The sequence below is a fragment of the Adlercreutzia rubneri genome (assembly GCF_009755265.1).
GTDB lineage: Bacteria > Actinomycetota > Coriobacteriia > Coriobacteriales > Eggerthellaceae > Adlercreutzia > Adlercreutzia rubneri.
This window is the reverse complement of record NZ_WPOO01000031.1, coordinates 1-18,045: the sequence shown is the minus strand read 5'-3', so window position 1 is coordinate 18,045 and position 18,045 is coordinate 1. Positions and strand designations below refer to the sequence as shown.

Annotated in this window: 16 protein-coding genes; 15 read left to right on the top strand and 1 reads right to left on the bottom strand. The window is 63.2% G+C overall.

Features of this window, described 5'->3' with window-relative positions; translation table 11 throughout:
- The first annotated feature begins 366 nt into the window (after positions 1–366).
- From GO707_RS11540 to GO707_RS11530, 3 genes are read left to right on the top strand one after another with little or no spacing between them, the layout of a single operon-like run.
- Positions 367–591 carry a DUF3791 domain-containing protein gene (locus tag GO707_RS11540; RefSeq protein ID WP_114539996.1) on the top strand — a complete coding sequence of 75 codons (225 nt, stop codon included), beginning with the start codon at positions 367–369 and terminating at the stop codon, positions 589–591.
- Positions 588–1,070: a DUF3990 domain-containing protein gene (locus tag GO707_RS11535; protein WP_114539997.1), complete on the top strand. Its 483-nt coding sequence runs from the start codon at positions 588–590 to the stop codon at positions 1,068–1,070. Before GO707_RS11540 ends, GO707_RS11535 begins: the two co-directional genes overlap by 4 nt.
- A complete protein-coding gene (locus GO707_RS11530; RefSeq protein ID WP_114539998.1) occupies positions 1,067–1,315 on the top strand; it encodes a hypothetical protein in 249 nt (82 codons plus the stop codon). Before GO707_RS11535 ends, GO707_RS11530 begins: the two co-directional genes overlap by 4 nt.
- 2 nt (positions 1,316–1,317) lie before the next feature.
- On the opposite strand, the gene GO707_RS11525 is transcribed toward GO707_RS11530, so the two are convergent.
- Positions 1,318–2,841 (bottom strand): type I restriction endonuclease, encoded by a 1,524-nt coding sequence (locus GO707_RS11525; RefSeq protein ID WP_114539999.1) that lies wholly within the window; start codon positions 2,839–2,841, stop codon positions 1,318–1,320.
- A 236-nt stretch (positions 2,842–3,077) separates the two neighbouring features.
- On the opposite strand from GO707_RS11525, the gene rplU reads away from it, so the two are divergent.
- From rplU to GO707_RS11465, 12 genes are all read left to right on the top strand, one after another.
- Positions 3,078–3,398, top strand: coding sequence for a 50S ribosomal protein L21 (gene rplU / locus GO707_RS11520; protein WP_022740162.1), 321 nt, complete (start codon positions 3,078–3,080; stop codon positions 3,396–3,398).
- Positions 3,399–3,419: 21 nt separating this feature from the next.
- Positions 3,420–3,680 (top strand): 50S ribosomal protein L27, encoded by a 261-nt coding sequence (gene rpmA / locus GO707_RS11515; RefSeq protein WP_022740161.1) that lies wholly within the window; start codon positions 3,420–3,422, stop codon positions 3,678–3,680.
- A gap of 112 nt (positions 3,681–3,792) precedes the next feature.
- A complete protein-coding gene (gene obgE, locus GO707_RS11510) occupies positions 3,793–5,190 on the top strand; it encodes a GTPase ObgE (protein WP_114540000.1) in 1,398 nt (465 codons plus the stop codon).
- Positions 5,190–6,323 (top strand): glutamate 5-kinase, encoded by a 1,134-nt coding sequence (gene proB, locus GO707_RS11505; protein WP_114540001.1) that lies wholly within the window; start codon positions 5,190–5,192, stop codon positions 6,321–6,323. Before obgE ends, proB begins: the two co-directional genes overlap by 1 nt.
- A 9-nt stretch (positions 6,324–6,332) precedes the next feature.
- Complete coding sequence (locus tag GO707_RS11500; protein ID WP_114540002.1) at positions 6,333–7,622, top strand: glutamate-5-semialdehyde dehydrogenase; 1,290 nt, start codon at positions 6,333–6,335, stop codon at positions 7,620–7,622.
- A 5-nt stretch (positions 7,623–7,627) separates the two neighbouring features.
- A complete protein-coding gene (nadD, locus tag GO707_RS11495) occupies positions 7,628–8,296 on the top strand; it encodes a nicotinate-nucleotide adenylyltransferase (RefSeq protein ID WP_114540003.1) in 669 nt (222 codons plus the stop codon).
- Entirely contained in the window at positions 8,280–8,918 is a 639-nt protein-coding gene (gene yqeK / locus GO707_RS11490; RefSeq protein ID WP_114540004.1) for a bis(5'-nucleosyl)-tetraphosphatase (symmetrical) YqeK, read from the top strand. The genes nadD and yqeK overlap by 17 nt, the downstream gene beginning before the upstream one ends.
- 280 nt (positions 8,919–9,198) lie before the next feature.
- Positions 9,199–9,654, top strand: coding sequence for a ribosome silencing factor (rsfS, locus tag GO707_RS11485; RefSeq protein ID WP_114540005.1), 456 nt, complete (start codon positions 9,199–9,201; stop codon positions 9,652–9,654).
- A 603-nt stretch (positions 9,655–10,257) separates the two neighbouring features.
- On the top strand, positions 10,258–12,867 hold the full coding sequence (locus tag GO707_RS11480) for a BTAD domain-containing putative transcriptional regulator (protein WP_114540006.1): 2,610 nt from the start codon (positions 10,258–10,260) through the stop codon (positions 12,865–12,867).
- Between the two features lie 178 nt (positions 12,868–13,045).
- A complete protein-coding gene (locus GO707_RS11475) occupies positions 13,046–14,536 on the top strand; it encodes a cytochrome ubiquinol oxidase subunit I (protein WP_114540007.1) in 1,491 nt (496 codons plus the stop codon).
- A 5-nt stretch (positions 14,537–14,541) separates the two neighbouring features.
- On the top strand, positions 14,542–15,573 hold the full coding sequence (gene cydB, locus GO707_RS11470; RefSeq protein ID WP_114540051.1) for a cytochrome d ubiquinol oxidase subunit II: 1,032 nt from the start codon (positions 14,542–14,544) through the stop codon (positions 15,571–15,573).
- 959 nt (positions 15,574–16,532) lie between these two features.
- Positions 16,533–17,645, top strand: coding sequence for a hypothetical protein (locus tag GO707_RS11465; RefSeq protein ID WP_147272707.1), 1,113 nt, complete (start codon positions 16,533–16,535; stop codon positions 17,643–17,645).
- Positions 17,646–18,045: the final 400 nt, after the last annotated feature.

Sequence of the window (18,045 nt, the reverse complement as noted above, 5' to 3'; positions counted from 1 at the left end):
GCCCGCGAGAGACAAGGGCGGTACGGCTTGAACGAAGTGAGAGGCAGCGCCTTTAGACGCTGCCGGCCCCCCTCGGCCTTATAGGCCCAGAGCAAACCACCCCTTTGAGGGGTGGTTCATGATTGCTCCGCTTGACTTCTCCTCGTTTCGGAAAACGTGCTATTTTGGCTCGCGAAATTTGGAAAACGTGCTTTTTTGTTTTCAGGAAACACCTAGTTTGACCTGGTATAACTCCAGATTTCCCAGGTCAGAGGCCTGAACAAAAAAGCACATTTTCCAGATAGCTGACAGCGTATTGAAAGACTACGTATAGCGGGTTGTTTGATGCTTGTGCTATGATGAAAATCTCTTCGAAAGGAGCGGGCCGTGAGCGAGAAAACGAGGGACGAGATCGCCTTTAGCGTGTTCCTTCTGCACGCTCTTGCTGACGCATGGCGCATATCGGTCCCTGATGCCTTCCGCCTGCTTCAGGAATCGGAGATCATGCAGGGCTATATCATTCCTTGCTACGACGCACTGCATTGCCTTGGCAAAGAATACCTTGTCGACGATATAACGACCTTCGCTCGCGAAAAGGGCTATGCGGTATGAAGCTCTTTCATGGATCGAATACCGTGGTCGATCGCCCCGATGTTGCGCGATCCCGCGATCGTCTCGACTTCGGCCGGGGTTTCTATCTGACGTCGGTGAAGAAGCAAGCAGAGTTGTGGGCGCGCCGGAAGGCGATGCGTGCAGGTGGGAGGCCTCTGGTAAACGTCTACGATTTTACAGAGGGGGACGTTAGCGGCAACGTTCTCGTCTTCGAACAAAATGATCGCGAGTGGGTGGAGTTCGTTTGTTCGTGCCGTCGCGGCGAGTCGCAGGACGAGGGTTTCGATCTAATTGCCGGTGGTGTGGCTGACGATCAGGTGTATCGGGCCGTCGATCTCTATTACAAAGGGCTCTGGACGCTGGATCGCACCATCGAGGAACTGAGCTTCTACGATCGCAACGATCAGTACTGTTTCAAATCTCAGCCCTTCTTGGATCGAACCTTAGTATTCGAAGAGGCCTATGAGGTGACGCAATGATTGACGCGCCAATAAGTCCGGATATTTTGGAAGAAACGCTGAAGCGCAATCAGGACACGGAAATCGTGACGCTTTTGGCGGAACGCCTCAACATTGATGCCGAGGAAGCCCTCCGCATCTATTACTCGAGCCGATTGGCCGAGCAGATTAACGAGGGCGCCTACGGCATCCAGTACATGGATCCCGTCTATCTCGTCGAAGATCTACTGGAAAACGAGCCGGAAGTTGCAGCTCGCCCCATGTAAAATCACGAGGAGAATATGTCCTGCGCGTGGCTTTGGAGCCATGACACGAGATAAGGCCGATCGTTATTCGCGGGCGATTCGTGCCAATCGTTGCAGAGTTTGTAGGCGATGCCCCTAATGAAAAGGGGGGTAGCGTAATATCGCGCGCGGTCGTGGGGGCTTGATGTGGGAACGAGCAACGGGTAGTTGATTCCGAAAACGCGTTTACTGTATTCTCTGGTTTCCATAAGTTGGATTTCTTCAGGAGATACGTTTCCCCTCTCTAGCATGGCCCTCAGGTGGTCGTTCGCAATTTGGCCGACCTTTTTGCCTCGAAAGAGGGAGGGTTCTTTTGTGGGGGAGTAAGATGACTCTCTGTTGGTGTGCTCCTCGCGAGCCGATGTTTGGCCGAGCGGGGAATTGTTCGACCGAGGTTGATTTTCCCATTTGATATCGAGACCATCGAGTGCTTGAGAGACAACCTCCTGGGGATACTCCTTTTGGAGGTAAATTCGGAGGGCGTCGTGAATGACGTCTTTGGCGGCCTCAGAATGGAAAAAATCAGTAAGCGCCTCGTTGACCAGCGTAGCCCCTTGCTCCGAAAGAAGCCGGGACCTCAAGTACTGCACCTGGGTTAAGGTGGTTTGCTGCGAGAGAGTTTCCGCGATATAAGCATTGAGGCTCGATTTAGCGAAGCCGTCTTTCATAAGGAGATCGAACAAGAGCGGCCCCTCTTCGCAGTCGCTCCTTGCAGGGATGCTCTCGACGAGGCGCGGATTGCCTGCATTCGAGGGGTCATCATAGTAGAGTTGGACGACGTCGGAGATCAGCAGGCCCACATTGAGCTTGAGGAGGCGCATGTAGGAGAACAGTTGATCGGCGTTTCGCGGGGTTGCTCCAGATGACGGCTTTTTGAGCTCGACGACAAAGATCGGCGTGCCTTCTTTGGTGATGATGAGATCGGGGCGCACTGAATGGGCTGAGCCTACGGGGATAGTGTATTGGGCGATCACCTCTCCAAGCCTTCGGGACCACCCCAATTTCTCGAAGGCGTTCTCCATTTCGATCTGAAATTCGCGTTCGGGGGCGCCGTCTTTGCGATACTTGTCTATGATGAAAGCTATCTCCTCCCAAATTCGTCGAGCGTTCGCATTCGACGAATTCTGAGCATGATAATCTTGCTGGCAGGCTGCCGATTCGTTTGCCTGTGACGCCGAATAGCTTCCGCAAGAGGAGGAAGCATTCAGAATTTTGGCAGCGTAGTAGATCGAGAGAACGGCAGACTTTTTCGAATAGCCGCTTCGCGCAACATCGTCGACGATATGGGCGTACTCCGGAAGCAGGAGATAAGCGCGCTCGCGAAAGAGAGTGTCGGAGATGATGTTCTTTCCGGCCTTACCTGTATCTGACCCCGTCTTTTCTGCTGCTTCTTTTGACGCCAAGGAAATCATGTTAATGAAGCGCTGGTTGCGACAGAGCGAGCTTAGCTGCTCTTCGTAACGATCAAGGAAGGAACTGCCTCCAAGAAGCTCTCGTTGATAATCCATCGCGCCATCCTATCTCATGCCAACCTATGACCTAGATGCTATTGTATAGTTTCAGTCTTGAAAATGGATGACTTGCCTGTTCTCCGGGCTCGAACTCAGGGAAGTGCCCTCCTCGTCTCTTATATATGTAGATGCTCGGTGAACGGCGGGTTTTTGCGGGAGAAAATCATTGACTCGCGCGGGGGTGTCGGGTAAGATATCGCCTTGCGTTTAGTCACATTCAAGGAGAAACTTACATGTACGCAATCGTGAAAACGGGCGGCAAGCAGTACAAAGTCGCCCCCGGAGACAAGATCAACATCGAGAAGCTCAACGTCGAGCCTGGCGACAAGGTGGAACTTGAGGCCATCTGCGTGGTGGACGGCGACAAGGTGGAGGCCGACCCCGAGAAGGCCGCCAAGACCAAGGTTGTGGCCACCGTGCTCGAGCAGTTCAAGGGCGACAAGGCGCTGGTCTTCAAGTTCAAGAAGCGCAAGAACTACAAGAAGCTGCGCGGTCATCGTCAGAACCTGACCCGCGTGAAGATCGAATCCGTCGGTACGGCCAAGGCCGAGTAACGGGTTAAGGAGGAATCTCTCATGGCACACAAGAAAGGCTTGGGCTCTACCCGTAACGGTCGCGACTCCCACGCGCAGCGACTGGGCGTGAAGAAGTTCGCCGGCGAGGCTGTGAAGACCGGCAACATCATCGTCCGCCAGCGCGGCACCCACTTCCATCCCGGTGAGAACGTGGGCCGCGGCAAGGACGACACCCTGTTCGCCCTGTGCGATGGCACGCTGAAGTTCACGCGCGGCCAGAAGCGCAAGATTCACGTCATCCCGGCCGAGCAGACCGCCTAAACGCTTTAAGTCTCAACGACTGCGTAACATCAACGGTAACCCAATGCCCTCTGAAGTTTCAGGGGGCATTGTTGTATCATCTACTCACCATACTAGCTTTCGAAAGGCTCCTATGTTTATCGATAAAGTACGCATCAATGTGAAGGGCGGAAACGGGGGTGCCGGGTGCATGTCGTTCCGGCGCGAGGCCCATGTGCCCAAGGGCGGCCCCGACGGCGGCGACGGCGGTCACGGCGGCAATGTCATCGTTGTGGCCGACGCCTCGGTCTCCTCGCTCATCGAGTACCGCTTCAAGCACCACTTCAAGGCCGAGCGCGGCACCCACGGCCGCGGCAGCCGCATGCACGGCGCCACCGGCGAGGATCTCGTGCTGAAGGTGCCCGTGGGCACCGTTGTGCGCGAGTACTTCGAGGAAGAGGGGGAAGTGGGCGAGATGATCGCCGATCTGACCCACGACGGCGAGTCGGTCACCGTGGCGCGCGGCGGCATGGGCGGCCGCGGCAACATCCACTTCGTCACCTCCACGCGTCGCGCGCCGGCCTTCGCCGAGCTGGGCGAGCCGGCCGAGGAGCGCTGGATCGAGCTGGAAATGAAGCTCATGGCCGACGCGGCCTTGGTGGGCATGCCGTCGGCGGGCAAAAGCTCGCTCATCGCGAAGATGAGCGCCGCGCGGCCGAAGATCGCCGACTACCCGTTCACCACGCTCGTTCCCAACCTCGGCGTGGCCACCTCGGGCGATCTCTCCTTCGTCGTGGCCGATATCCCGGGGCTCATCGAAGGGGCCTCCGAGGGCCGCGGGCTGGGGCACGAGTTCCTGCGCCATATTGAGCGCACGGCCCTCATCGTGCAGGTCGTCGATTTGACCGGCGACTGGGAGGGCCGCGATCCTTTGGAGGACTACGAGATCATCAAGAACGAGTTGGCCCTGTACGCCGACGAGCTGGCGGCGCGGCCCCGCATCGTCGTGGCCAACAAGATCGACGCGCCCGGCACCGAGGAGGCCTGCGAGGCGCTGGCCGCCCGGGTGCGCGAGGACTCCATCGCCGCGGCCGGGGGCAACGAGTTCGTGGAAAGCCCCATCGATCCGAAGCTCTACCGCATAAGCGCGCTGACGGGCGCCGGTGTAGACTCGCTGAAGGCCGCCATCGCCACCAAGGTGCACGCCCTGCGCGAGGCGGCCCGCGAGCAGGCGGCATCCGACATGCAGTACGACCACGTGTGGGAGCTGCGCCGCGAGGCCCGCGAGAAGCGCTTCGACATCATCTCCGAGGGCCCCGGCGCCTGGCGCGTTTCCGGCGTGCAGGTGGAGCGCATGGTGGTGCAGACCGACTGGGAGAACGAGGAGGCCGTGGCCTTCTTCCAGCACCGCTTCAAGCGCATGGGAGTCGATACGGCCCTCGAGAAGGCCGGCGCCCGCGACGGGGACGAAGTGCGCATTCTCGGCTTCTCATTTGCTTTCGAATCTCCCACGGCCGGTGCCGTGGACGTCTACCAGGAGTTGGATATCTGATGAATGACGCGACGCACAGGCGCAAGCGCCTGGTGGTGAAGATCGGCTCGGCCACCCTCACCACCTCCGAGAGTTCCATCGACTACGGGTTTCTGAACGATCTGGCCGATCAGGTGGCGCGGGTTCGCGCGGCCGGGTGGGACGTGGTCATCGTCACGTCGGCGGCTATCGCCTGTGGCTTGGAGGCGCTGGGCATCGCCAAGCGACCGGGCGACATGCCGAGCCTGCAGGCGGCGGCCTCCGTGGGGCAGAGCGCCCTTTCCACGGCCTACGCCGAGGCCTTCGGGGCGCGCGACATGCTGACGAGCGTGGTGCTGCTCACGCGTCGCGACACAAAGGACCGCTCGGCCTACCTGCACGCGCGGGATACGCTCACGCGGCTGTTGGAGCTGTCCGTGGTGCCCGTCGTGAACGAGAACGACACGGTGTCCGTCGAGCAGATCCGCTTCGGCGACAACGATACCTTGGCGGCGCTCGTGGCCTGCCTCATCGATGCCGACCTCATGGTGATCCTCTCGGATATCGACGGGCTGTACACGGCGAACCCGCAGATCGATCCTGCGGCCACGCTCATTCCCGTCGTGGATCGCGTCGGCCGCGACATCCTGGCTGCGGCCGGGGGCGCGGTGTCCGGCGTGGGAAGCGGCGGCATGATCACGAAGATCAAGGCGGCCCGGGTGCTCATGGCCGCGGGCATTCCCATGGTCATCTGCCAGGGGCGGCGCGCGGACTGCATCGTTCAGGCCGCTGCCGGAGAGGCGGTCGGCACGCTGTTCACGGCGCCGGACCGCCCCCACGAGATCACGGCCAAGAAGCTGTGGATCGCGCTCGGGGACTCCGTGCACGGCACCGTCGTCGTGGACGAAGGGGCCCGCGATGCTCTGGTGATGCGCGGCAAGTCGCTCCTTTCCGTGGGCATTCGCTCCGTGGAGGGCGACTTCGGGTTGGATGACATCGTGGACGTGGCCGACGAGACGGGGCACGTGTTCGCGCGGGGCCGTGCCGCGGCGGCGAGCGATCTTCTGAAGCTGGCCTGCGGGCGCAGCCGCGAGGAGGTGGCGAGCAACGCCATTCTGGCCGTGCTGGCCGACCGCCCCGTCATCCATCGCGACGAACTGGTTCTATTCGAATAGGAGAGGCCCATGACTTTGGAAGAGGAAGTGCGCGAACTGGCGAAATTCGCAAAGGCGGCGAGCGCGAAGTTGGCTCAGGCGACGACCGAGGAGCGCAACGGGGCGCTTTACGCCATGGCGGCGGCCCTGCGGGCGCAGGCGCCGGCCATCGTTGAGGCCAACGGCGAGGACATGGAGGCGGCGCGCGCGGCCGGCACCACCGAGGCGCTGCTGGACCGGCTCATGCTGGACGAGTCCCGCGTCTTTGCCATGGCCGACGCCCTGGAGGAGGTGGCGGCGCTGCCCGATCCGCTCGGCGTCGTGTCGCTGGAATCGACCCTCTACAACGGCATCGAGCTTCGGCGCGTGTCGGTGCCCCTCGGGGTGGTGGCCATGGTCTACGAGGCCCGGCCCAACGTGACCGCCGACGCCGCCGGGGTCTGCGTGAAGTCCGGCAACGCATGCATCCTGCGGGGCGGCAGCCTTGCGGCCCGCTCCAACGAGGTCATCGCCGACGTGCTGGCCGCGGCTGCCGTGGAAGCGGGGCTGCCGGAGGGCTCCATCTGCGCGGTGACCACCACCGATCGGGCGGCCACCGATGTGCTCATGGGGCTGCACGGCCTGGTGGACGTGCTCATCCCCCGGGGTGGCGCGGGCCTTATCCGCCATTGCGTGGAGCATGCCAAAGTACCGGTCATCGAGACGGGCACGGGCAACTGCCACGTGTACGTGCACGCCTCCGCCGACCCCGAGATGGCCCGCGCCATCATCAGGAACGCGAAGTGCCGCCGCTTTGGTGTGTGCAACGCTGCCGAGACGCTCTTGGTGGACGCGGCGGTGGCCGATGCGGTGCTGCCGTCCATTCTCGCGGACATGAAGGAGGCCGGTGTGCTCGTCCACGGCGATGCGCGCGTGCTCGCCATCGCCGAGGCGGCCGGGCTTTCCGTGGCCGGTGACGTGCCCGATGTCGTGCTCGCCGGCGAGGCCGACTGGGAGACCGAGTATCTGGGGCCCGAGCTGGCGGTGAAATGCGTGGAAGGGTTGCAAGAGGCCATCGACCACGTGAACCGCTACGGCACGAAGCACTCCGAGGCCATCGTCGCCTCCGACGAGGCGGCCCAAGACGCCTTCCTCGCTCAGGTGGACGCGGCGGCGGTGTACGCCAACGCCTCCACGGCCTTCACCGACGGCGGCCAGTTCGGCCTCGGCGCCGAGATCGGCATCTCCACCCAGAAGATCCATGCGCGGGGGCCCTTTGCCGCCGACGCGCTCACCTCTTACAAGTATGTGCTGCGCGGCGCGGGCCAGGTGAGGGCCTAAGGGCGATGGACGGTGCCGTGGACGCGCTGGCGCAGCGGGCGCGGGCGGGCACGCTCGCGCGGCTGGGTATCATGGGGGGCACCTTCGACCCTCCTCACCTGGGGCATCTCGCCTGTGCCGAGGAGGCCCTCGAGGCTTTTGGCCTCGATGCGGTGCTGTTCGTGCCCACGGGCCGTCCCGCCTTCAAGCAGGATCGTCCCGTGACCCCCGGCAAGGTGCGGCTGGCCATGGTGGCCGCCGCCGTGGCCGGCAACCCCGCCTTCGCCGTGAGCGCCCTGGAGGTGGAGCGCCCCGGCATCACCTACGCTGTGGACACGTTGCGCGAGCTGCGCGAGGAGCTGCCGGGGGTGGAGCTCGTCTTCATCGTCGGCGCCGACGCGGCTCTCACGCTGCCGCGGTGGCACGAGAGCGCCGAGCTGGGCCGCCTCGCGATGTTCGCGGCCGCCACGCGCCCCGGCTTCGAGCTGGGGGAGGAGGCTCTGCGCGTCCTGCGCGAGCGTAGGTTCGATGTCCGACCCTTCGTCGTGCCGGGCATCGACATTTCCTCCAGCGAGCTGCGCCAGCGCGTGGCCGAGGGACGAACCATCCGCTACCTCGTGCCCGAGGCGGTTCGCGAGATCATCGAGGAAGAGCAGCTGTACCGAAAGGAAGCCGACCATGGCCGATTGGCGTAGCGAGGAATTCTACAAGGAGCGCCGAGACGAGCTGGAGAAGCGGGTGGGCCCGCGTCGTTTCAAGCACAGCCTCGGCGTGTCGGAGACGGCCGAGGCGTTGGCTTGCGTCTACGGGGCCGATAAGACCGCGGCCCGGGTGGCCGGCCTTCTGCACGACTGGGACAAGGGCTACGATGACCCCGGCATCCTCGCACGGGCCGACGAGCTGGGGATGGAACTGGACGCCGAGCTTTCCGCCATGCCCCGAGTCCTGCACGGCCTCACGGCCGCCGTGGCCCTGGGCCGCGCCTTCCCGGAGCTGCCGCCTGAGGTACTCGCCGCCGTCGAGCGCCACACCTTGGGCGCGGTGGACATGAGCGATTTGGACATGATCGTCTATATCGCCGATGCCCTGGAGCCGGGGCGCAAGGGAAAGATGGTGCAGAAGCTGCGCGAGAAGGTCGGGGAGCTTGAGCTGCGCGATCTGTTCCTGGAGGTGTACGCCTACTGGGTCCAGCTCATCATGGAGCGGCGCCACCCTATGTACTCCAAGACCACCGAGATATGGAACTCCTACATGCCCGAGCAGGAGGTCTACCGCGCCGAGGCCAACCCCGACCCGGTACCTTACGGGAGACCTTAGCTCAGTGAAGGCAACGTAGGGGAGAGCTCCGGAAGGGGCGCGCGGAGACCTCTGAGCGCTCCCGGAGAACACAGTTATTAAAGAAATAGCTTCCACTTCAGCAGCAGCAATGTTGGGATGGTACCGACTTATGTGCGTCATCTTCGCTATTTCCCTTAACTGTGTTCGCAGGGAGAGAAAAGCGAACCGGGCTCCGCGCGCCCCTTCCGGAGCTCTCCCCGGAGAGACTTGTGCTAAGGTATGCAAGCAAAATCTGATGTTCCCGAAAGTGAGGATAGCTATGACCGATGCTGTAGAGCAGCAGGCCGCCTTCTCGCGGAAGTGCGCGCTCATCGCCGCCAAGGCTGCCGATGAGAAGAAGGCCACCGATATCATGGTGCAGGAAGTGCGCGACCTTATCGGCGTGACCGACTACTTCGTCATCGCCACGGCCGCCAACTCCCGCCAGGTGGACGCCATCATCGACGAGATCGAGGACAAGCTGCGCGAGGAGGCGTCCATCAAGCCCACCCACCGCGAGATGTCCGCCGACGGAAGCTGGTCGCTTCTGGATTACGGCAACATCGTCGTGCATGTGTTCATGCCCGAGACCCGCGAGTACTACCGCCTCGAGGCGCTGTGGAACGACGCGCCGGTGATCGACCTGGCCGCCGAGGCGGGGCTTGAGAACCTGCAGTACTCCGATCGCATCGCCAAGCTGCTCGGCCGCGAAGCGGCCCAGGGCGAGGAGGCTTAAAGCTCCGAGGGCGTCCGACGGGCGATTGGGCCGGCGCGGCAGCGCGAAGAAAGGCAAGGGGCGCGAGGCGCGCGTCCCAAGAAGAGGGACCCTTCCGCAACGCGGAGGGGTCTTTTCTTATACCCGCGTCGACCGCTGCGGTTTCGCGGAAGTGCTCTCGCCTGACGCCCGCGCCGACCCCCACGGTTTCGCGGGAATGCTCTCGCGCGAACCGTGGAGAAACCGTGGCGGCGTCCCGATTTCTTGTCGGCGCCGTCCCTCCTGGGGCGGCAATGGGCGCTGGCGGCTTTCTGCCGGTGGCACGAGAGGAAGGCGAGGGCCCGTCGCGCGGGTGCCGTTCGACTGCTTGTCGCTTGCACGGAGCGCGAATGGCGCTGAAGCTTTTCCGCAGATGACTGGAGACGCCTGCCACGGGCCTTCCTCGCGCGTTCCTTGTGCTTGCGGGTGCCTTTTGCGAGGCTGCCTGCATGTTGCAGGCGGTTTGTCTGGGCGGCAATGGAAGGGGATCGGCGGTCTTATGTTCCTTGCTGGTTGCCCGGACAGTCGGGGCCTCGTAAGGTGCGACCTGTTGTTAGCGAGGGCCGAAAGAAGAAGGAGATGCCCATGACCCGTTTCATCCAGCAGAGCGCTTGCGAGGGGAGGCGCCCCCACGGAGTGGTTCCCGACCGTCTGAGGAGCCGACCGCGCCTTCTGTCGCGGCTCCTCGAGGATCGCGGCGCCCTGCGCCTTGTCGTCGCGCCGCCGGGGTTCGGCAAGGCGACGCTCGCATTTGAGTACGCATCCGTGATGTTCCAGTTCGAACACGTATTCTGGCTGCGCGGCTCGTCGCCCTGCTTCCTGCGGGATTTGGATGCGGGGGTGCTGGCCGAGGCGGTGCTTGAAGCCGACGAGCACGCCGCGCTGATGGTGGTGGCCGATCTTCCGCTCCTTACCGATGATCGCGCCGAGGCCTTTGCGGAGGTCGTGGAGCGCTTGGCGGATGCAAGCTGCGAGGTGATTGCCACGACAACGCGGGCCGATGCGCCGATGGAGCTGTTCGGCAGGCGCGTCGTCATCGAGGCCGCGGAGATGCTGGTAGCGCGGGAGGATTTGGAGGAGGAGCCCGAAGGGGTGACGGATCGGCGCCCCTTGGGGTTGGCCGAGCGCATTGCCGCCCTGCGATGGGGGTCTGCGACGCCGATCCAGCTGGTGCTCGGCGCGAGTCGGGCGGGATGCACTCCGGAAGAGGAGCTTGCCCTGTGGGCCATGACGGTGCTCGGAAGGGGCACGATAGACGACGTGCGAGCGCTGCTCGGGGCTCGCCGGGCCGAGAAGGCCTGGGATGCTCTCGCCGCGCGCTGCCCTCTTGTGGGCATTTCCGCAGGCGAAGAGAGCTTCGCCGCACTTTCCGTATCCCTTGGGGAGGTGAGGGATCACGGGCGGGCGCGTCTTCAGGCGCTCGCCGAGACCTGCGGGTTCGCCGGCAGGGAGGAGGCGATAGAGGTTTTGGCGGAGCGCTTGATGGAGCGCGGGGAATGCGGGCGCGCCGTGAGCGCGATGACGCTGCTGGCGCGCCGGCGGGCCCACGGCCGGTGGCTGGCGGCGAACGGCTGGGCGGCCCTGTGGGGCGGCGCGGCCGTCGAGGTGTGCGAGCTCTACGAATCGGCGACCCGCACCCAAATGGCAGCCCGGGCGGATATCAACGCCATGATCGCCTGGGCCTGGGCGCAGCGGGGCGATCGCGCGCGGGCCGTTCAGTTCGCCCAGCGCAGCCTTGTCTCGGAGAGGAGCACGCCGCGAACGGTTCTCTCTGCGGCGTTGGCGGCCTGGGAGGTGGGCAACGCGGCCACGCGCCGGGCCATGGAGGAGACGGTCGCCTCCTGCCTGGCTGAACTGGATGGCGCCGGGGGAGTCGAGCGGGAGGACGGTCTGGCCGAGCTGGTCGTGGTGGCGCATGGAGTGCTGGCGCTGGGCCGTGGCGGCGACGTCCTGGCGGTCTGGGCGTCCCAGGTCGGCGAAGCGCTGGACTGGGGAGGCGGCTCGCGCATCGACGTGGAGCGCAGGCTGCTCGGCGCCGCGGCGGCGCTGGAGGGCCTGGAGGCGACCGGAGCGCTGGGCGCCGGCGCCGATACGGCCATTGCCGGCCGACCCGAGCTGGTGCGGCTCGTTGCTTGCAGCCATCGCGCCCTGGACGCACTCGTGGAGCGCGGCTGGAGCCTCGGCTTCGGAGCCTACCGGGCGGCCGCTGCACTGGAGCGGGCAGGGGAGGTGCTCGAAGGCCTCGGCCTGCCGCGGCTTTCTGCCCCTGTGGCCGCCGCATTATTTGCGGCTCACGTCGAGAAGGGGGCGGCCCGCTCGCGCCGCGAGAAGTCTTCTGGAGCCCCTGTCGTCGAGGCTCCCGAGCGCGGGCGCAGTTTGCCGGTGCCCAGTGCGCCCCGGACGGCGATGGCCGTCGCGCCCGAGATGTCCGTGGAGCCGCTGCGCCTGAAGCTGTTCGGCACCATGGAAGTCGCTTTGGGGCGCCGCGACATCACCTATCAGTTCGAGGGCCGCCCGAAGACCCGTCTTCTGCTGGCGCTGCTCGCCCTGCACCGCGGGCGCGAGCTGGGACGCGACCAGATCGTCTCCATGTTGTGGCCGGCCGCCGACAAGCGCACGGGGGCGAAGAGCTTCTACCGCGTGTGGGGAGATCTGCGATCCCTCCTTTCCCAGCAGGGGTCGTGCCCCTACCTCATCCGCAGCCGCTATGGCTGCCGGCTCGATCCCGATTTGTTCGAGAGCGACTTAGACGAGTTCGAGGAGCTGATTCGCTGCCTTCTGTTCGGCCCTGCCGACGATATGGCCTGGGAGAGGGCCATAGCGACGATCCAGGGCTCCTTCGGCAGCGTGCTTCTGCCCACCGAGCGCAAGTGCGAGGCCATCGTCGTCTTCCGCGATCGCCTCGACGCGGAGTTCGTGGACGGCCTGGTGGCAGCTTCGCGGCGTCTTCTTGTCCGGGGTGAGCTCCAGGGGGCGCTGTGGCTCGCTCGGGAGGCCTTTCAGCGCGATGCGGGGCGCGAGGACGCGGCAGCGGCCCTCATGCGCGCGCAGATGGCCACCGATCAGCGCTCGGCCGCCGTGCAGACGTTCTTCGCCTGCCGCGACCGCCTGTCGCGAACGCTGGGACTCGATCCCTCGCCGGCGCTGGCCGCGCTCTACCGGCAGCTGTTGGAAGGCGAGTTGTCTTTCGCCTAGGGGTGAGGCAGGCGAGGCGGCGAAACGGGCAGGAAGTGACACCAGGTTGACACGCTGCCTTCCGCAAAGAAGGAGTACCATGGAACCTGACCGTTCCGCTTAGGGATGGGAACGTATTCGATTGCGCCCAGGGGCGGCCGCATCTCGGCCGCGGGCGCGCAGAGAAAGGGGGTGTGCAATGGAGGCTTTCGCTGATGTGGCGGTGCTCTCGCGCATTCAGTTCGCGCTGACGGTGGCGTACCACTTCCTGTTCGTGCCGCTGTCCATCGGACTCGGGCTCATTCTGGCCATCAACGAGACCCGCTATTACCGCTCGCGCAAACCTGAGGACGCTGCGGCGACGAAATTCTGGGTGAAGGTGTTCACCGCGACTTTCGCCATCGGAGTGGCCACGGGCATCACCATGGAGTTCTCCTTCGGCACCAACTGGGCGAACTACTCGCGGTTCGTGGGCGACATCTTCGGAGCTCCCTTGGCCGCTGAGGCGCTGTTCGCCTTTTTCCTGGAGTCGATTTTTCTGGGTGTGCTCCTGTTCGGGCGCGAGCGGGTGAGCCCGAAGTTCTACATGGTGTCCTCGTGGCTCGTGTGGGCCGGGTCGTGCCTATCGGCGCTGTGGATCCTCATCGCGAACTCCTGGATGCAGACGCCGGCCGGCGCGGAGCTTAACGCCGACGGCACCGAGGCCGTCATCACCGACTTCTTCTCGGCGGCCTTCAACCCGTCCATCTTCGCCCGCTACACCCATACCGTGGACGCACTGCTCATCATGGGCGCGTTCGTGGCCATGGCTGTGGCCGGCTGGTATATGCTCAAGGGCCGCAACGCCGAGTTCGCCATGAAGACCATGCGCATCGCCGCCGTGGTGGGCATCGTGACCTCCTGCGCCATGATCGTGTTCGCCCACTCTTCGGCCGTGGTGGTGTGGAACGAGCAGCCCACCAAGCTCGCCATGATGGAGGGCATGTACGATTCCGAGGTGCCCCCGCTGTACGCCGTGGGCATTGTGGATGAGGACAACCAGGAGGTCATCGCTCCCTTCGCCATTCCCGGCGGTACGAGCTTTCTGGCCACGGGCAACTTCGAGACGGAGTATCCGGGCTTAAACGAGCTCGCCCAGACCGAGGAGTACGGCGACATGGTGGTGGAGGACATGCCCGTGGGGCTCGTGTTCCAGAGCTACCACCTCATGGTGGCCATGTACGGGCTCATCATGCTGACGAGCATTCTCGTGCTCGTGTTCACCTTCAAGGGCGGCCGCATCGCGAAGATGCGCTGGCTGCAGTGGGCGGCGGTGCTGTCGCCTATCTGGCCGTTCATCGCCATTCAGACGGGTTGGATCACCGCCGAGGTGGGGCGCCAGCCCTGGGTGGTGTACCCGTCGGTCACGGGCCCCGACGGCGTGTCGCTGCTGACGGCCGACGGCATCTCAATGTCGGTGTCGGCGCCGGAGCTGTGGCTGACGCTGGGCCTGTTCGTGCTCGTGTATCTGGTGCTGCTCATCGGGTGGGCGCGGGTCATCGGCCGCTTCATCAAGGAAGGGCCGGTTGCCGAGGGCGCTGCTGCCGCCGATGCGGCTGCAGTGGCCGTGGTCGCCGCCGACGCCGAGGGCGATGTCGTCGTTGCGGAGGCCGTCGCCGCCGCGGGCGATAGCAAGAAGGAAGGTGAGTAGCCATGATGGAGTTCTTAAGCGTGCTGTGGTTCTTCCTCATCTTCGTGCTTATCGCGGGCTATTTCGTGCTTGACGGGTTCGACTTGGGTATCGGCGTGCTGTCGCCCTTCATCGCCAAAAACGACGAGGAGCGCGCGGTGCTGCGCCGGGCCATAGGGCCTGTGTGGGACGGCAACGAGGTGTGGCTGCTCACGGCGGGCGGCGCGCTGTTCGCCGCCTTCCCGGACGCCTATGCCACGACGTTCTCCGGGTTCTACCTGGCCGTCATGCTGGTGCTGTTCGGCCTTATCGTGCGTGCCGTGTCCTTCGAGTTCCGTGCCGGCGATCCGTCCTGGGGAAAGCTCTGGGACGCGTGCTTCTTTGTGGGCTCGCTGCTTCCGGCGCTGCTGCTCGGCGTGGCGGTGGGCAACATCTTCGCCGGCATCCCCATGGACGCCGCGGGCGATTACGCCGGCGTGCCCCTGATCGGCCTCATCACGCCTTTCACGCTGCTGACGGGGCTTTTGGGGCTGGCGATGTTTCTGGCCGCCGGCTCCTGCTGGGCCGCGCTGAAGGCGCCGCTGCCCTCTTGCCTTCAGGCCCGCGCCGCTCGTCTGCGCCTGCCCCTGCAGGTGATTGCGCTTGCGCTGTTCGCCGTGGTGTCCGTGTACGCCCTCGTCCTTGTCGGGCCCGAGATGGATCCGAACCTGGGCATCCTGCGGTGGCTGTTCGCGGCGCTTGTGGTGGTGGGGCTGTTGGCCTCGCTCGTCGTGGGCAAGACGTCCGGGGACGACCTGAAGGCGTTTCTGGCCCAGTCCGCGTCCATGATCGCGCTCGTGGCGCTTCTGGCCTGCTCCATGTTCCCCGTGCTCGTGAACGCCACGGCCGATTCCGTGGGGCCGGCCATCACTTTGGCCAACGCCGCATCGTCGGAGCTGTCGCTCACCTGGATGACTATCATCCTGTGCATCGGGCTTCCGCTCGTTCTCGTGTACCACGTGGTCATCTACCGCACCTTCCGCGGCCGCGTGAACCCCGCCGATCTGGAGGAGTACTAGTCTCTCCGCGGCATTTACTGGGGCGTTACGGGCTGCTCGCTTGCATGGGCCGAAGTCTCCGCCATCATGTTTCGGGAGGGGTTGCCGCGATGCCCGGGCCTTGTGGGTCTCACATTGGTGGGCGGCGATGTCTCGTCGGGAGAGGGGCCGCCATGATGCTTGGGTCTCGCAGGATGCTTCGTCTTTGTTGACGTACTTTCGGGGAGGACCTGCTATGGCGGGCCCTCCCCGTTTTTCCGTGGTTCTGTCCGGGCTACTTCGCACTTGTCTGCAGCTTGCGTTTGGCCTTGCCTGGCCCCCTCTGCCTGCAGCTTGCGCCCGGGCTGCCCCGGTTTCTCCTGCCTGCAGCTTGCGCCCGGGCTGCCCCGGTTTCTCCTGCCTGCAGCTTGCGCCCGGATCCTTCTGGCCTATCTGCCTGCAGCCCGCGCCCGGGCTGCCCCGGTCCCGCTGTTGACTATTTTGCCTCTGGCGGTCTTGCTCCTGCCAACTCCCGCCAAATTCTCGGACGGTAATTTCGAGTTGTTAGACTTTTGTTCGGCGCTATGCCGAGGTAGGTCGCCATGACGTTCGTCAATGTATCCGAATATGGTGAATAGCCCCAGGTCAGAGATGTGATGTGGAAAACGAGACATCGTAGGGGGGTGGGGCTGCTGTCTGCGAAACTCTAACAACTCGAAAATCTTGCGCCATTTTAGTTCGCTGATTGAAATGCTTTGATCCCGGACGGAACGGGATCGCACTTGCCCTAGTGTCCTTTGCGCTCGGACGGAATGGCCCTCCGCTTGCCCTTGCGTGCTTTGATCCCAGACGGAGTGGGCCTCCGCTTGTTCTTGTCCCGAGTTTGCTTCTGCGACCAATTGCTCGATTACCGCATCTTTCGCAGACGAATTTCCCTCTGGTGTATTTCGCTCGATTGTGATATAGCATACAGTAATACATTATTAAGTAAAGGAGGGGAAATGCGGTGCATCTGCTTAAGTCATGAGACTGCTTTGGAATTCTGGAGGTTGTGGTCCGCTCGCAATGGCATTGCCTTGCATCTTTTCCATTGTCGTAAGACGATACAGACCGATGATCTGCCTTTTCGGATCTTTCCGTCATCGGCCGTTCTGGTGGATTCGTCCTCAGCAAAACGCACCGTTGTCGAAATTATTGATGGTGCGCTAGAGGATGGTGTGCCGGAAGAACTCACTGAGCTGCTTGGCGCTTGTCGCGTTGTCTTGTCGGAGACGCATTCGTCGAAGCGCTCGAAAGAGCCTGGACTCGCTGATAGTTCGAGTGGCGCCGGAAAAGTTCTCCATGTGCTCGGGCATCGCAAGCCCGGGGTGCGTACTGCGGACGGGTTGACGTATCACCACAGCTCGGCAACATATCCGAAAGGGTCTTTCCTTAAAATCGCGCGGGGTGTGTACGTTTGTGCTCCGGAACTCGTTTTTGCCCAGATGGCATCGTTGCTTCCCTTTGGCGCGCTTCTGTCATTGGGCTATGAGCTATGCGGTTGCTATCCTGTCGAGGCCAGCGAGTATCTTGTGCGACATCCGCTCTGCTCGCCGAATCGGCTGGTTGCCTTCTGCAGCCATTTGCGTGGCTTCAAGGGGTCGGCGCCGGCGAAGACGGCTGCGCGATACGTTCTGGCAAAGTCGGCTTCGCCAGCTGAGACGTCCTTGGCGATCATAGCGACTGCGCCGCGTAATTACGGCGGATTCGGCATGAGGGGTGCGCGTCTTAATGAGCCGATCAAGTTGAGGCGAGAGCCGGAGCGTATCGCTCATGGCTCGTCGTTGGTATGCGATGTGCTATGGCCCGAGCGCGGCGTGGCACTTGAATACGATAGCTCGCAGTTCCATGGGAGCAGCTCTCGCCTTTCCCGTGATTCGCGTCGCAGGAGCGCGCTGGCTGCTCAGGGATTGGAGATAAGATCAATCACGGCGAGTCAGCTTGAGAATGTTTTCGAATTCCAAGAGACAATTCTGCATGCATTTCGCGCAGCTGGCTGTGATTTCAAGCGGCTCAACGGAAAGCAACTCGATCGCCATATGAGGCTTCGCAGCGAACTGCGCAAGTGCGTGTGAGGAGGTGGGGCGAAGTGGGCGGCCGAGGCGAAAGGCCGAGATGCGGGGCTGAACCAAATGCACTAACGCCATGAGTTTGTTCATTTGTCATACCTGAGACAATGTCTGGTTTGGTTTGAGGCAAAAATTTTGAGTTGTTAGACGTTTGCGGAGCTGGCGCTCGCATAAATCTGTAATCTGAACGACTGTATATGCTAAAGTATTTAAAAAAATATCTTAATACGTATATCAATCTCAAAACCACTGCGGGGTAGAGTGATGTGAATTGGCTCTAAGGGGGTGCGGACTCCAAGTTGGACACCCAGGTGTCCGGAAGGGAGTTCGAATGTACGACAAGAGGGCCAAGCAGGATGCGCTGGATCTGTGGTTCTCGATGCCCGGCGAGATGTCCGTGGATGAC